Source organism: Ruegeria sp. HKCCD7255 (assembly GCF_013031565.1).
In the GTDB taxonomy this organism is placed as follows: Bacteria; Pseudomonadota; Alphaproteobacteria; order Rhodobacterales; family Rhodobacteraceae; genus Ruegeria.
Genome location: NZ_WQAG01000001.1, coordinates 195,519 through 210,636, shown reverse-complemented (window position 1 = coordinate 210,636; position 15,118 = coordinate 195,519). Strand labels below are relative to the sequence as shown.

The window sequence follows — 15,118 nt, the reverse complement described above, 5'->3', positions numbered from 1 at the left end:
GATCAGGCTTACTTCTGTGGCGACGCGCGCTTGATCATGAAAGCTTCAACGGCTTGCTGTGTCTCAGGACGAATGTTCTCAATCCCTTCATAAGGCACGCCGAAAGCAGGAGTTGTATCAGGGTACTTCTCTTTTCGGGCCATGTGACGGCCCAGTATACGCACGAATTCCTGTCCGCCCCACGCACCGACTTCGGTAGACACCGAATATTCCTCTCGCGTGTCGCGGTAGAGGTCGAAGAATTTGGCGACGATCGCATTTTCTCCGGGTCCCGGCAGTTTCAGTTTCAATTGGTCTTTAACGATCGCCTCAGGTTTCGTGACTGAGTAGATGATGACGTGATCGCGGCGGGCTTTCGACTCGTCCGCAAATAGTAATGCCGCTGCCTGATCGACACCATCGACCAGACGGTCCCTGGGAATGAATTCATCCGCCCCTGCAAATCGCGAGAGCGTGGTGTAGAGGTCTGAGACGTGAATGATGCTGTTTAGCAACCCGTCGGCTTCAATCATGCCCGGCCAGCGGATGAAGGCATCGACGCGTACTCCGCCCTCGGTCGTGTCGCCTTTACCGCCCGCGTAAATCAGTGGGGTAAACCCGGATTGCGGCGCGTATTTAGTGAAATGCCCATTGTCGCCCATGACCACAACGATGGTGTTATCGCTGAGCCCTAGATCATCCATTCGCGTGAACAGATCGCCCAGCCACTGATCCAAAAGCTGCATCTTGTCGACATACAGACCACCATTGGCACTTTCCGGCCCTTCACGGCCGGCGCGGGTATTGTCCAGCGGGATCATAGGCCAGTATTGTAAAAAGAATGGCGCGTCACTACTCGCAAGCCGCTCCAGCTCATTCAGCGTTTTGTCCTGAAAGGCCTGATTCATCTCATCGTATTTGGCAGCGTTCCAGCGCTCTCCGGATTCCATGCGGATTTCGCGGATCGGCCCACCGGTTTCACCCTCGATGACGGTCATCATCGCCGAGGCATCCGGTCGGAACCAGCCATCCAGCGTGTATTTGTCGTCATAATCACGAATCGCGACCGAGACCTGTTCCTTGATCGCATCATCGTTAAAAATGGTCAGCTGGCCCTGCTGATGAATGGCGTGCTGAGCGTAATCAAAACCCTGATTCATCGCCCAACTTTCGGAAATGTCGCCCATGTGCCACTTACCAACGTGGCTGGTTGCATAACCTGCCTGTTTCAAGACTTCGGCCAGTGTCACTTCACTACCCGGCAATCCAAAGCCAGCGATATCTACCGTTGTGTCACCCATTCCCATACGCACAGGCAAGCGGCCGGTCATTTGCGCCACACGCGTTGGTGTGCAGGACGGTTCGGTATACATCCGAACCATACGCAGCGCTTCGTCCGAAAAGTCATTGATATTCGGAGTGTCGTACCCACGGACCGCGTTAAGCTCGGGTATGCCCATGTCGCCAAAGCCCATATCATCTATCAGCACGCTGACTATGTTTGGGGGCTGCCCATTGTTACCGTCACGAAAGGCGGCCAAAGCTTCATCAACAGCGGTATCATCCTGCGCCCATTGTTCTGCGCGTTGTGCTTGCAATATGTAATACTCTGCATCGTGTTGAATTGGGTCGTCTTGTGCCTGCAACGATGGTGCCACCAGGCTTGCACACAAAAACAAAAGCCATTGTAGTTTCATTCCTTCTCCCCCGAGGTTGAAGCTGAGCTTCGGTGCTTAAACTTTGATGTGTTGGCAACTTATAACACCATAACATCATAACATCCGAATGTTTGTTTTTTCTTGGCGGTGCTGTCAGACGAATTCGAACCAGTCTCAGTTTGCCGCGGAAACCGCGAACCTAATCTCGCCGTCCCATAAGTCCCCAACGCATCGATAAATGGAGCCATTCTAGTCACATTCGGCTTTCCATCATTCGCAAGAAAGCATTCGGCCCACAAGTCGACATCGATTCTGGGTTCTTCCTTTCGCATCAATCGACTCCATCGACCAGCTACCCTCTGCTTCCAAGATTAACATTAAGAAACCGAAATCGTTATTGCTGACCACCACACTTGCCAGGCTGCCAGCAACTTCAACATTGGTAGCAATATCGGTGGGCATAGGATCGAGCTGCGTTCCTCCGTTACCGCTTATCCCCTGCACTGGACCGTCCAGTAAATCGATAGCCTGAAACGCATGGATGTGGCCTGACAAAACAAGGTTGACCGTCTCAGGGATGACTTTGCCAAACGCTGCCCGCTGAGTGTCGTCACCATCAATTAGTTCCCCGAACGCATGCATGTTTACCCAAAGTGGTCTATGCGTGAGAAACCATGCTTCGCTACGGATTTTTTCAAACAGGTCTTTGGCCATGAGTCGGTAGATGTCTAACAGGTCTGTGCTGCTTTGCGGTGCCGGGCCAGCCGAGGAGTCAAACGAAATTAGATCGAGACCATTCAAGGTTGCAATCCAAGGCAGGGTTACAGCGGGACAATCCGTAGGAACGGGCCCTACATCAAAATACCGAAACCACCCCTTGTCGCCGCGTCCACAGTTTTCGTGATTGCCCCTCAGGAGGACAAACGGGGCGCTCCTGTACAAAATGTCCGCCGGGTTCAGCCAATCTACGGACCAGGATTTGAAGGTATCACCAAATGGAGATCCGCCGCATTTTTCTACGTCCGTACATTCCGATGCTCGATAGACGTAGTCACCGACATGGATAACCAGATCCGGCGATCTGGTTGCAATTTCTTCCAGTATGGATTTCAGAGGCCAAGCAGTTGGATCCTTGCAGTTTTGTACTCTGGTGCCGCGAATTCGGCACCCAGTATCCCCGATCACGGCAATTCGTCGTACGTTTGGCTTCAGCGTTGGCAGCAGGTTTCCTTCGAGCTTTATTTTCTGAGCCAGTTTTGGCGCGTGGTATTCGCACACCAGATGAGGAAACTGGTCCTGTGGCATCGCGCGCTTCTTCATCGCAACAGCCAGGCCATCGATCTGCAACAAAGGGCAGTTAGGCAAGGCAGATATCGCTCTCACAATGATTTTTTCGTCAGGTCCGAGTTGGACCCATTGATGCAATACGTCGGCTCTAGAAGACGAAACGGTAAAACACAGCCATACCCATGCCACGAAAACGAATGAAGCATTTCTGGTCAACATGCTGGCCCCTTTCCGGAAAATGAAACAAGCTTATTTGAGCGTAGAGGCGGCTCAGATTTCAATGAATATGTGCACTCACAAGAGCGTTTTGCCGAGACACGAATTTTCCTGAGAGAACGCCTGGATCGAAGCGAATTCGATACGGAAAACTCAATCTACTATCTTAGTTGACTAATATCCGGGACGCAGGACTTTCGGTTTTCGGGTAACTCCGTAGCTCCATCCTTGCGTTGTTGGAATATGTTATGATGAAGCAGCTTTATTTTGGGATGCGTCAGCGAACCCACGACTTCGAATGGCCAGGCACTCCGCGACAAGGGCTTGCCGAGCTTTCGGGCCTCGGCCTGAATTGAAATCGTGTTCTTTATCCAATCCAGATCGCCATGGGCGACAAGCTGTACCTTTTTGGTTTCCGCAACAAACGAACTGAAAGACACGTCGCCAGCAGTGATTTTGATAGGGGCGGCCAGGCATGTGATCTTACTATAGCCTTTTCTGAGCTCTTCGGAAATCAGCCATGGAAAAATGCCAAGCCCGGACAACTCGAGAAGGCTGGTTGATATTCCTCCATTGGACATCAGGATCAAAGTAGACCCTTTCATTGAGTTGACATAGGCCTCGATCGAGCGCCTGTTTCCGGTAAACGCGAAACTGCCATGAAGGCGCCCTTCTGCAGAGTATTTGGTGTTGAGTTCGCTGAAGAGGGTTTCCAGATTCCAGTCTTTTATTGTGCCTTGAAGTGAAAGCAACTGCGGGCTCTTCGCCATATTCATTTTTGCTGTGGCCGAGAAACGGCCGCCATCATAGGCGACATCGACAGGGCCCAACTGGGCGAGGCCATTGCTTGCGCTCAATTGACTGGACAAACTGGTTATCATCTGTTCGCCCGCGATTTTCTTGATCTCGATGGACAGATCGACATCCTGATCGAGCAGAAAATCTTCGGCTTCGATCAAGTCAGTCACCTTCCCCTTCGAACCGCTGTGCTTTTGCCCCGTTGTCCCGGGTTGACGAAAGCTTGCTTCAATCCGTGAAGCAACAACAACCGCGTCTTTGATATCCTGCAAAGCGATACTTTCGCTGGAGACCTTTCCTTTCGTCACCGGACGCGCGCCAGCGGTGGATGTTTCCAAATTGGCGCTCAGCTTCGAATTGCCGGGTGTCACCGCGATTGTACTCGAAAAATCCTCTTGCTTACCCTGCGCGGACAGGTTGACCTTTAAGGGCCCGGCTTTGACTGTTTTCTGGCCGATAGCGGCAAGAAACCGGGCGCTGTCATCGATCTCCAGGTCGAGATCAAAGGACAGGTCTTCAAAGTCATTTACGTTCCCAAGCTTGGCCTGGGTTTTCAGCTGCCATATTTTGGTATCGACCGTCTGCGCATCGAATTGGTTGAGACTGAGAAACCCCTGCAGGTCATCCGCAGAAAAGCTGCCTTCGACGCTGCCAAGCGATTTTGTGTCTATCATGCTCTGCTCTTGAAAGAACAGTGATGCCGGTATCGACATCGTCCCGCTAAAGTCGATCTCTTTCAGGCGCAACAGGTCTTTGATATTGCCTTTGGCGGTCAGGTATGGTCGATCCTGCGGCCCCGCCTGCAATGTGATGTCTTCCAGCATCAGGTTCCCATTGTCAGCGCGAAACACGCGGCCAAAGCGAACCGGACCGATCTGTTTGAGCTCATTGTCAAACGCATTTGTCGTCAGTGTCAGATCCTGAAACTCCAGCGCGTTTTCCGTACCGACGATCAGAGTTGAAAGGTTTGTGAGCTTTAGATCCTTTATATCCGTGGCCGTTTCAGGTGGAGTGCCCTGCGGATAGAAGCGTCCATCAATTGCAAGATCGACACCCTCGAAACCGATCAGATTTTCGACCGAGCCTTTCGCTGTTAACAACTGACCACCTGCAAGGTTCAAAGCCGTGCTGATATCCGAGATTTTCAGCTTCGGGTGCTGGCTTTTAATGTCGGCCATCAGATTTGCCTGACCTTCCATATCACGGTCGAGACGAAGAAGCTCGAGTAGATCGCCAATTTCGCCAGTGTCCAAAGTCAGCTTGCCTTCGAAGCCGCCACCGTTCTGTGTGGTGATGGGAGTTCCATTGAAATCAAGGGTCATCTCACCAAAATTCGCATGTGTGGTGAATGCTTGGCCGCGAGGATAGTCACCTTCGATCTGAAAGCTCTGCCCGTTCACAGTGCCCTGGCTTGTGACTGTCGCACCTGCATCATCGCCCAACTGGTCCAAGTACAGGTTTGCCAGTTCGAAATCGAATTCGAATCCAGTTCTCTCATTGTTCACCGTCAGGGCAACGGATGTGAACGTCACGGTCTTGTCGCTCAGAAAATCCAGGATGCCATCCGTGTTGTCTTTAATATCTAACGCTGTGGCACTGACCTCAGGCCGATTGTCCGCAACCCAACTTTGCTTCCCATCTGTGTCGGTCAGCAATCGAACATTGAGGCCATCGATGATCAGGTTGTCGATATCGATTTGGCCTGAAATCAGCGCAGGCAGGTTTAATTCTAGCTCCAGAACGTTTAGAGCGGCCAGGTTCAAATTTTCTATGGTCTCGCTGGGCACCTCCACTTTGGTTGCATGGATGTGGCTGGTTGCCCCAAGTGTGATGCTGACTTCACCTGCAATCAAAACCGTCTGTCCGATCTGTTCCGAGAGCATCCTCTCCAAAAACGGAGTTCGAAGCCCAGAGAAAACGGGCAGAGCTAAAGCTGACCAGAGAAGCAAGAGAATGAGAACGAGGAACAAAGCGGCTCGCACTGTTACTCGCAAAATGCCCGTCATATGATCTCACCACATTTACCGTACATCGCCAACGTTCTCGAAAACTTCTGTAATAGAGAGGGTACCCAACAGCTTTGCGTGAAGAAACTAAATTGAGCCGCGTTTGTTATCGATTTATCGCAAGCTAGCTCGCCGCCAAAACAATACGAAATACAGCCATAACCGAAAAGCAATCATTCTGCGGAACAGGATTAACGTCCGCTCCGAGCCCAAATCTTCCACATGCTTCGCTATGAATAGCTCGAAGCGATGTGCCTAAAACCAAAATTTGGCACTGAAAAGACCAGCACATCGGAGACATTTACTACTCAATTCTAACGCCGCTGGCGTGGGCCGTATCGCCGACAGTCGCTGCGATTATACGATGAACGCGTCGTCAGCAGCCGAAAAAGCTCTGCCCATGAAATGATCGCTAGGGGCTTGATTAATAAACCTGAACCGGTTCAGCTTGGAGGATTGGTCACCACGGATATATTCGATCCGTAAGGAGCATCCCATGATTGCATTGCTATTTGCACTTTTTGCCAGCTCAATGACGCTTGCGTATTTCAAACTCGTAAGGTTCTCATACGCCGTTTTTATGCTCACACTATTGATGAGCGCATATTGGCTGAAATTTCATGCCACGACCACCCTTTCCATCCAGCTGTGAGAGTTGCCGATGTCACCTGAATTCGCTCGAAATCTGAATGCGCTTGGTGTCCTCGCGGTTTGCCTTGTGTTGATTCTGGCCTTTTATTTTCAACTCGTATTGTACGAACTGCCCTGCCCGCTGTGTCTGCTTCAACGCGTAGGCTTTGTGGCGGTCGGATTTGGTCTGGGTTTGAACCTGTTATGGGGGACCCGGGCAAGAAACTATGGAATAGTCCTGGTGGCTGCGATCTTTGGCATCAGCGTTTCGATACGGCAGATTCTGTTGCATATCGTTCCTGGGACGGGTCACTACGGCTCGCCCGTATTCGGCCTGCATTTCTATACTTGGGCCGGGATCGCCTTTGGTTTGGTGATCCTTGGGACCGCAATTATGCTCGTCTTTGAGAAGCAGTACGATCTTGCATCCGACGTCAGAGCGACGGAGAGATTTGGCGGGAGCCCGTTGGCCAAGACCGCGTTTTTTCTGATCTTAGGCTTGGCGATCGTCAACGCCGGTTCAGCGCTGTTAGAATGTGGGCCGGGAATTTGCGACGACCCGCCGACAGATTACAAGCTGTTGGATGAGCTTGAAAACACGACCGATTCATAAGCGAGCGATAAGCATCTGGACCAAGAAGCATTTGCCATTTGGCTGCATAGAATATCATCAATGATCTGAGAAAACCCATGTCCGCCTCCACCAGCAATCAGCTTGACAACGCCCTGGATGCCCTAGCGCGCAGTGAGGATAAAGTACACGCATTCAGACATCTGATGGTTTCTGGCGCTCAGGCCGGCGAGGCCGGTGCCCATGTAAACACGCAGAAGCCCCAGATCGAGGGATGGCCCTTTGCTGTCAAAGAGGTTTTTGATGTGGCGGGTGTTGTGACATCTGGGGGCTCGAAAGCGTACAAAGATCGTGTGCCTTCAAAAGACGCAACAGCCATCGAACGGCTTCGCGCAGCGGGCGGGGTATTGGTCGGAACGCAAATCGCGCACGAATTGACTTGCGGACTGGATCAGCCACCAACACGCAATCCATGGAATCTTTCTTTCTACCCAGGCGGATCGAGCGCAGGCGCCGGTGTTTCGGTTGCTGTCGGATCCGCCCGCTTTGCACTCGGGACCGATGCTGCAGGATCCGTTCGCATTCCGGCGGCCATGACGGGAACAACGGGGTTGAAGCCAACTTGGGGCCTGATCAGCTCGCATGGGGTGATGCGTCAGGCATCTGCGCCGTCGATCGATCATGTTGGTATCATCGCCAGATCCGCTGCAGATCTAAGCCAGATTCTGCCAATTCTTGCAGGTCCAGATCCCTGGGACAAAGCAACTTTGCAGCACCAACCGGCGCATCGCGATAGGTCCCCTACCACATCCAAGATCGCCGTTCTGGGAGAGGCTACATTTGAGGCGGTTGCCAAAATTTGCGACCTCGACCCAGAAGTCAAAGCCGCATTTTCTGACGCCGTTGCTGTTTTCAACCAAATTGGCATCGAGCTGATCGAAATTGACATTCCCACACTTCGATTGGCTGTCGATGCAATCGTCACGTTCTTTTCCGCAGAGTTGGCCTGCGCCAATGCTCGCACCTTAAACGAACGACGAGACGACTTTGCGCCAGCCGTCGCGGAGATGATCGATAACGGGCTTGGAATTCCTAAAGACCAATTGCGAAACGCGGTACAAATTCGGTCTCAATTGCGACGGGAACTAGCCATCACACTCCGGAAAGCAAATGTGCAGGCCTTGCTGACACCAACGACACCGCGCCCCGCAATGCCTCTGGCGGATTTTGACCCAACGCAAGAACTTGCGAGTCTGGTACCCTTTACATGCGGATTTAATCTCACCGGCAACCCTGCGTTAAGCCTGCCTTGCGGCCAGACCCAAAATGGCCTGCCGATTGGGCTGCAGATGGTGGGTCACCATTACGAGGAGACGTCTCTACTGGAGCTTGCTCAAAAGTTTCAAGAGCTTACCCATTGGCACAAGTTGCGCCCGCGTGTCTGACACCAGGGTGTATTGTGTTCACTGTCCATTCGCGCCACTTGGGATCGGTCGCAGCAATACAGCTGTCCACGCTATCAAAATGTTCGTCTCAAGCTGATTGAAATCGGCGTTTTCCAAGTGCAGCGTTACCAGATGTTCAAGATTTGGAAGTCCAAGGTTCTGCTTTTCGCCGTTGTTAGTACAATTCTACCCGCGGGAGTAAGCGCTCAGAAACGCGATCCAAGCGAACTATTCGAAAATGCGGCTCAGGCAAATCCGCAGTTCGCGCTCGGGGTTGCATATGTCGTCGGGCAAAATGAGCCACAGGTTAAGACCTCGGGACCCACCACCTTTCGCGGTTCAACGGCTGTCGCTGATGACGCCGCCTGGCATATTGGGTCCATTGGCAAATCCTTTACATCCACGTTGGTGATGCGATTGGTTGACAAGGGTATGGTGGACCTCGATAACCCGATCGACCAATACCTGCCGTCCCACAAAGATAGCATGCACCCAGATTGGAGGTCGTTGAATCTTCGGCAGCTTCTCAGTCACACTGCAGGTCTGCCCGCAAACCCACCAAACAAGGTTATGCGAAAGACATTCAACAACAAACCTTCCGCTGGTCGATACGCGGCCCTATCGGCTATGTGGAGTGAACCACTGAAGCGGAGCGGCGAGTTTTCCTACTCAAACGTCGGGTATGTTCTTACGGGTTTTGTGGTCGAAGAGGTTACCAAAAGCACTTGGGAGGAGCTCATTCAGACCGAAATTGGTATGCCTTTCGGCCTAAGATCATTGGGTTTCGGTGCGCCAGTACCGCAAGACGCCGCGACAGGGCACAAATCAATTTTGGGGATTCCAATGCCCGTCCCACCTCAAAATCCGTTGTCAGACAATCCACGTTGGATGGGGCCGGCGGGAACACTGCATTTGAACTTGAGGGACCTTATGAAGTGGGGACAGTTGCACCTTCAAGCATGTGCCGGTCATCGGAACGACTTTTTAGAGCTTACAAGTTGTCAGACCATGCGAACGCCGGTATCGACAGGCTACGGCCTCGGATGGGTTATCCAAACGACCGAATCTAAGCCCACAGCTGTTTGGCACAATGGATCAAACACAATGTGGTATGCAGTTCTATACATGGTGCCAGAAGACGAATTAGTGATTGCCGCGGCGACCAACACTTATTCTCCCGAGCGAGTGGATGAGTTAGTAAAAAAGCTTGTGTCAGCTCTCACCCCAAACCCCGAATAGTTTTGCGGATGCGATAGATGTCGCGGATGTTTGCAGACCCTCGTAAATGGTCAAATCTGCCGATAACTGATTGGTCAAAATGTGGTGCTTACAGCCCACTTTTTGGGTCATTCGCGGAGCTTGGGAAAGCAGCCCTGTGCAAACTTGCGACATGTGGACAAAGCAGCGTTTTCGTATTGACCGTATACATGTAAGTTCGCGGGCAATGGAGCCATCTTTGATCCACATTTCGAAAGCAATCTGCACATCGACAAAAAGTCGCGGAACAATCTGATCAAGAGTGATCATGCAACTATGAAGCGGCTGCTTGGGTATTGTGAGTGCATTCAAAGCATTTTTATCACCCAAAGCGGCACTGAGCTGGATCGAGACGGCAAAGACAATCAAACGCGGTCACACCTAAGACAGAAATCCTGGCATCCGCGGCAAGATCCAGCTCATCGACCAGCTTTTCGAAATAGCATGATCCAATGCATCGCATCGACAATCGCGCACCCTAAAACGCTAACCCATTAGACCCGGAGGACAACATGACAAAGATGACCAAACTGGCCCTAGCTACCTTACCCTTTGTGGCCATGAGCGGGCCAAGCCTGGCTCAGGATGTCACGATCACCCTGCAATCGGCTTTTCCGACCAGCCTTCCGGTCGTCAACACGATCCGGCAGTTCGAAGCAGATGTCGAGGCAGCCTCCGGCGGGACGATCCAGATCGAGCTGGCGGAACCTGGCGCGATTGTCCCACCCTTCGACATTCAACAGGCGGTTTCTGACGGCAAGATCGAAGCGGGCTATACCGCTGCGGCCTACCTTCATGGGTCCTTGCCCGTTGCGTCGTTTTTCACGTCGATGCCGTTCGGGCCGCCAGCGCTCGATTATATGGCCTGGTTCTACGAAGGCGGTGGGCTCGAACTCAATCAGCGCATGTATGTCGATGCAGGCTTTGACCTCGTGACAATGCCAGTAACCTTCACCGGCATGGAATCGGGCGGCTGGTTCAATACAGCGATCGAAGGGACTGACGATTTTGCCGGGCTCAAGCTGCGCTGGACGGGTTTGGCCTCGGAAGTGCTGGCAAGCTTGGGTGCGGATACCGTGCTGATCGCAGGCGCAGAGATCTTTTCATCGCTTGAAAGTGGTGCCATCGATGGGACCGAGTTCAGCTTTCCCCAGGTGGATCTTGCGCTGGATTTTCCACAAGTGGCTTCTTTCTACTATTTCCCCGGCTGGCACCAACCCTCGACGATGATTGAGTTGGTCATCAACCGCGACGTTTGGGACGGACTGACAGACAGCCAGCGCAAGATCATCGACATGGCGGCCAGATCAAACGCGTTGCGTTCAGTCCTGCAGATGGAATACTCACAAGCCGCCGCCGTCGCGCAAATGGAAGAACAGGGCGTGGAAGTCCGCCTTTACACCCCTGAGACCCTAGACAGCCTCCGGGAAGCCTGGGACGTGCTTGTCTCCGAGATGGCTGCGGCTGACCCCTTTGTGGCAGAGGTCTGGGACAGTTTGCAGGCCGCGCAAACGCAAGAAGACGCCTGGGACGCGTTAACCGAAATACCTATGCAACGCCCATGATCGGCCGTCTCAGCGCGGCCCTTGGGCCGTTGCACCCCAGGGGCTGAGATGAGCCTCTTGCACAACATGGGTCGGGCTGCAAAGGGCTCGAAGCCGACTTGCGATCGTACGGCGCGATGCTCGGTTTCGAGCAATTCCAAACGTCGGATATTGCTGTCTCGGCACCATGTCCTTGCGTTGGATGCTGTTGGACGGAAACCGCCCGGACTTATCGTCGACAGCGGTTGTATAGCACACGAAACGGTCACGCGAACAGAAGATGTCAACAGCTTGTTTTTCCGACAAATTTACTGAGACTGCGCGATACCCCAATGACCGTAAAGCTTCGACGAAACACCTATACCGGCCCCTAAAACAACCTTATTAAGTTCTGCGGTCACAGCCCGCTTTCAAGGCTTACGCGCCAAGCCGCATAGCCGCATCGCACGAATCTCTGCAGACCTCCTCTCAAAAACCATCGTAGGCGTTCAGTTAACGTCCGTTTCAGCCAGAATCCGCGCGTTTTGGAGGCGCTTTCAGCTCCAACTGCTTTGCAACCTCACCAAGCCGTTGAACAAATTGAGTATCTGCGTGAACGTTGTTAAAACTCGGAACCGCAGGGCAGTGTGTGAATATCAATGAGCAAATCGAAATTACCACCCCAACCCAAATCGGTTGACGGTCGCAATTATCAGTTGATTTTCTGGTCCGGAGCGCTGTCGACCATCGGCAACCAGTTGGTCAACCCGCGGCTGGTTTTGCCGTTCTTGTATCTCGCGCTTGGGGCTCCCACTTTCATAGCAGGTCTCTTGCTGCCATTCGTCACCGGTGCGCGCCTGATCGCTGAAATCTTCGTCTCACCCTTCATAAACCGTGTGACCCGCGCAAAACTGGCAGTCTATATACCGAACATCCTAACAGGAACGGTTCTGGCGATACTTGCGTTGTTTGCGACGACGCTGCCGGAACTCATGGTGATCTTGCTGTTCCTAGTAACTGCTATCGTCATGGGGCTATGTCAGGGTATCACCAGCCTTGGCACCAGTCAGATCTACGGAATTTCCGTCCCAGATGCCAAGCGCAACCGGATGGTTTTTGCCCAGGCTACCATTTCCGGGATTCTCGCGATCATAGTTGTCTGGGTCACCAAGGACCTTTTGGTCTCGGACCAGCCGATGCAGCGCCATATCGTGGTAATGTGGTGCGGTGTGATTGCCATGTTTGCTGCAGGGATCAGCTTCGCCGGCGTCAAGATTTTCGAAGAACGAACCGTAGCACCGCAGCCCGCCAAGAAGCCAAAACCGATGGCCGAGTTGAAAACCGGGTTTAAGACTGGCATGGCTTACCCCTGGTACAGGAAATTCCTAACCGCGCGGCTTATCTTTGTATCAGTCGAGCTGGCCATGCCTTTCTACACGATCCATGCCGCTACTTACCACGTCGGTACGAAACACTCGCTCAGCTACTTTGTTATTGCGGCAAGCGCTGGTGTGGTGATTGGGTCCATTGCGTGGGGTTGGCTCAGCGGTCGAGTCTCAGTTAAACCGGTGATGTGGCTTGGATGCTTAATCTCGACCCTGTCAGCATTGTTGGCACTTGGGTTTACAATGATGGGCTACGCACAGAATGTTTGGCTGTACGCATTGGTCATCCTACTGCTTTCTCTGGGCGGCAACGGCGTGATCTACGGCCGATACTTGTATGTAATCGAAATGACAAACGAGAAAGAGCGCCCTTATCTCGTGGCGCTCGGTGACGTCATCGCCGGTCTTGTGGGTATTGCATTTGCCGCAATCCTGGGCGCGGTGGCGCATCTTCAGGATCCAATCACACCAATCTTCGTGCTGGCGGCGCTCAATCTGATCGCGATGTTTTATGCGTTCCGTCTAGCCCCAACCAAGCAAGCGAAGAGCAGCGGCGGTCAAAGCGGACTCGTATGAAAATGGTTCCTCGATCCTGTGCGAATGGGAAAGTCTCCCGCAGGTTTCGACCTACCATCTATTGCTGAATAGTCTGCGACGAAACTATGCTTACCTCTAATCACATACACTCTATCACGACGCACAAACACTGAGAAAACAGCACCGTTATCGATTGGTCAGTCATAGTTTGACATTGGCGAAACGCACTGGGAAAAACTCAGTATGATGAGGTAGTTGGAGTAATCGTAGTCCTAGTGATTCCCCCATTTCGAAGTCTAACGCGCTCTCACTTAAAGCAGCCAAAATTTGCAGGTTGCGATGCGTAAGATCAGGCGCACTCAGCCGTCATTCCCGGCCTTACGCGCCGCAGTTTTTATCATTCGAAGGTAACTCGAGACGCTGGAATGTGCGGATGCGACTGCCTCGTATTCCTTAGCCTCAAGGGCCGTTGCAATTGCGGTTAGTGAAGCTCGGACGGCTTCGATCCCGTATGAAACAGACCCCTGTGAGTCCGTAATCACGACGACGTCACCCACAGCGGTATAACCTTTACCCGTCAGATCATGCGCAAGCCGAGCAAGAACGTCCCAACCAACGCGTTCCAAAACCCCAGATGGTTTGAGCGCTGCCCAAATGTCTGCGCGATCCCACCGGGGCAGATACGGCACGGCATCGCGGATAACTTGGATTCTGTGCGTTACATCAGTTAATCCGCTAGCCGCGTAGGCACGCGCAAACGCACTGTTGCCAGCCACAGGCGGCGCGAAGGCGTAGACCACAATTGGAAGGTCGGGCCATTTTTCCCTGACGAGCGACGCGACAAGAAAGGTCATTGCACCTCCTTTGCTATGTCCAGTAATCACCAACCCACCCGAGAGTGAAGCGACACGCGGTGCGAGCTTACGTTCGATCCAAGGCCAGAGACGCATAACGGCGGTCGCAAATCCGGTTTCGGCTTCATCAGTCCCTTGATCGCCGACAGACCAAGGTTCAGGTTTGGCTTCGGCATCCTGTAGCCAATCTCTGATCCACCCGGCACAATCGTTTCGAACCAAATTGGGTGATAGTGTTCCACGCAATGCAAGGACGGCGCGATCTCGTGATAGTGCTCCGACGAGTGCGGCGTCTATGTCATCGGTACCACAGGCTTCGAAATCAGGCGTATAAGTTTCGCTAAGCGCCCGGAAACCAACGGCATCCTGAAAAACGGGCATCACATCATAAACGAAGGCTTCATCACCATTGCCACGCGTTTCGCTGCGCAAGATTGGTGCTTGTTCGCTGTGCACAGTGGTCACGCGGCGGATTTGGTATGCACAGATACAAGCGTTCATCGCGGCCAACGCTTCGGGCCAGGAAAGTGAGGTGCTAGTCATGAAAACATCAAAACTGCGTTGCAACGCCCATACAACAGTTTTTGAGCGCTTAAGTTGGACAGGCAAAATTCTACCTAAGCAACAAAGATGTTGAATTCTTTGGTCCGACAGAACCTGGTTCGCAGGCGGCGGTTCTCACGCAAAATGGCGTTGTTCGGGCAACAGCGTCGGATCATGTCCCGAACAAATTCCAAAACCTCGACAGAGCCGTCTCAAAGGATCAAGCAATCAACCACTCAAGAGCAACCGATAGGGCGGATATCGGTTAGTGTGGTAAGCGAAACCTAAACGGATCGACTCTAGCCCGCGTTCAAGCAAGCATTACTGTCGGTTGCCTCTCCTAAGACAGGATTCACTGGAACGGGGTTTGTTTGGAAAAAACTGGGCCCGAAACATAGCTGGGATACGAGACACGCGTGAAATAAGACA

10 protein-coding genes and 1 pseudogene are annotated in these 15,118 nt (G+C 52.6%); 6 read left to right on the top strand and 5 right to left on the bottom strand.

Annotated elements, in window-relative coordinates; all coding sequences use genetic code 11:
- Positions 1 to 8: 8 nt before the first annotated feature.
- The 4 genes and pseudogenes from GOX45_RS01025 to GOX45_RS22275 all read right to left on the bottom strand — a co-directional run.
- A complete protein-coding gene (locus GOX45_RS01025) occupies positions 9 to 1,676 on the bottom strand; it encodes a sulfatase-like hydrolase/transferase (RefSeq protein ID WP_171097117.1) in 1,668 nt (555 codons plus the stop codon).
- A gap of 231 nt (positions 1,677 to 1,907) precedes the next feature.
- Positions 1,908 to 3,143: a metallophosphoesterase gene (locus GOX45_RS01020; RefSeq protein WP_171097115.1), complete on the bottom strand. Its 1,236-nt coding sequence runs from the start codon at positions 3,141 to 3,143 to the stop codon at positions 1,908 to 1,910.
- A gap of 158 nt (positions 3,144 to 3,301) precedes the next feature.
- Positions 3,302 to 5,260, bottom strand: coding sequence for an AsmA family protein (locus tag GOX45_RS01015; RefSeq protein WP_254445895.1), 1,959 nt, complete (start codon positions 5,258 to 5,260; stop codon positions 3,302 to 3,304).
- Between the two features lie 303 nt (positions 5,261 to 5,563).
- A pseudogene (locus tag GOX45_RS22275) lies at positions 5,564 to 5,944 on the bottom strand (AsmA family protein); the annotation flags it as partial.
- Between the two features lie 496 nt (positions 5,945 to 6,440).
- Between GOX45_RS22275 and GOX45_RS22010 the strand changes: the two are divergent.
- The 6 genes from GOX45_RS22010 to GOX45_RS00990 all read left to right on the top strand — a co-directional run bounded on the left by GOX45_RS22010 (position 6,441) and on the right by GOX45_RS00990 (position 13,331).
- Positions 6,441 to 6,596, top strand: a complete 156-nt coding sequence (locus GOX45_RS22010; RefSeq protein ID WP_256415672.1) for a DUF5993 family protein — start codon at positions 6,441 to 6,443, stop codon at positions 6,594 to 6,596.
- A gap of 9 nt (positions 6,597 to 6,605) precedes the next feature.
- Positions 6,606 to 7,187 carry a disulfide bond formation protein B gene (locus GOX45_RS01010; RefSeq protein WP_171097112.1) on the top strand — a complete coding sequence of 194 codons (582 nt, stop codon included), beginning with the start codon at positions 6,606 to 6,608 and terminating at the stop codon, positions 7,185 to 7,187.
- Between the two features lie 77 nt (positions 7,188 to 7,264).
- Complete coding sequence (locus GOX45_RS01005; protein ID WP_171097110.1) at positions 7,265 to 8,590, top strand: amidase; 1,326 nt, start codon at positions 7,265 to 7,267, stop codon at positions 8,588 to 8,590.
- Between the two features lie 132 nt (positions 8,591 to 8,722).
- Complete coding sequence (locus tag GOX45_RS01000; protein WP_171097108.1) at positions 8,723 to 9,829, top strand: serine hydrolase; 1,107 nt, start codon at positions 8,723 to 8,725, stop codon at positions 9,827 to 9,829.
- A 530-nt stretch (positions 9,830 to 10,359) separates the two neighbouring features.
- A complete protein-coding gene (locus GOX45_RS00995) occupies positions 10,360 to 11,412 on the top strand; it encodes a TRAP transporter substrate-binding protein (protein WP_171097107.1) in 1,053 nt (350 codons plus the stop codon).
- 617 nt (positions 11,413 to 12,029) lie between these two features.
- Positions 12,030 to 13,331 (top strand): MFS transporter, encoded by a 1,302-nt coding sequence (locus GOX45_RS00990; RefSeq protein ID WP_171097105.1) that lies wholly within the window; start codon positions 12,030 to 12,032, stop codon positions 13,329 to 13,331.
- A gap of 320 nt (positions 13,332 to 13,651) precedes the next feature.
- Here GOX45_RS00990 and GOX45_RS00985 read toward each other — a convergent pair whose 3' ends face one another.
- Entirely contained in the window at positions 13,652 to 14,689 is a 1,038-nt protein-coding gene (locus GOX45_RS00985; protein WP_171097103.1) for a lipase family protein, read from the bottom strand.
- Between the last annotated feature and the right edge of the window lie 429 nt (positions 14,690 to 15,118).

Bases quoted from the DNA above. Each gene is read 5' to 3' on its own strand.
- GOX45_RS22010 (WP_256415672.1), top strand. From the start codon at position 6,441: ATGATTGCATTGCTATTTGCACTTTTTGCCAGCTCAATGACGCTTGCG.
- GOX45_RS01025 (WP_171097117.1), bottom strand. From the start codon at position 1,676: ATGAAACTACAATGGCTTTTGTTTTTGTGTGCAAGCCTGGTGGCACCA.
- GOX45_RS00990 (WP_171097105.1), top strand. From the start codon at position 12,030: ATGAGCAAATCGAAATTACCACCCCAACCCAAATCGGTTGACGGTCGC.
- GOX45_RS01005 (WP_171097110.1), top strand. From the start codon at position 7,265: ATGTCCGCCTCCACCAGCAATCAGCTTGACAACGCCCTGGATGCCCTA.
- GOX45_RS01015 (WP_254445895.1), bottom strand. From the start codon at position 5,260: ATGACCCTTGATTTCAATGGAACTCCCATCACCACACAGAACGGTGGC.
- GOX45_RS01010 (WP_171097112.1), top strand. From the start codon at position 6,606: ATGTCACCTGAATTCGCTCGAAATCTGAATGCGCTTGGTGTCCTCGCG.
- GOX45_RS01000 (WP_171097108.1), top strand. From the start codon at position 8,723: ATGTTCAAGATTTGGAAGTCCAAGGTTCTGCTTTTCGCCGTTGTTAGT.
- GOX45_RS00995 (WP_171097107.1), top strand. From the start codon at position 10,360: ATGACAAAGATGACCAAACTGGCCCTAGCTACCTTACCCTTTGTGGCC.
- GOX45_RS00985 (WP_171097103.1), bottom strand. From the start codon at position 14,689: ATGACTAGCACCTCACTTTCCTGGCCCGAAGCGTTGGCCGCGATGAAC.
- GOX45_RS01020 (WP_171097115.1), bottom strand. From the start codon at position 3,143: ATGTTGACCAGAAATGCTTCATTCGTTTTCGTGGCATGGGTATGGCTG.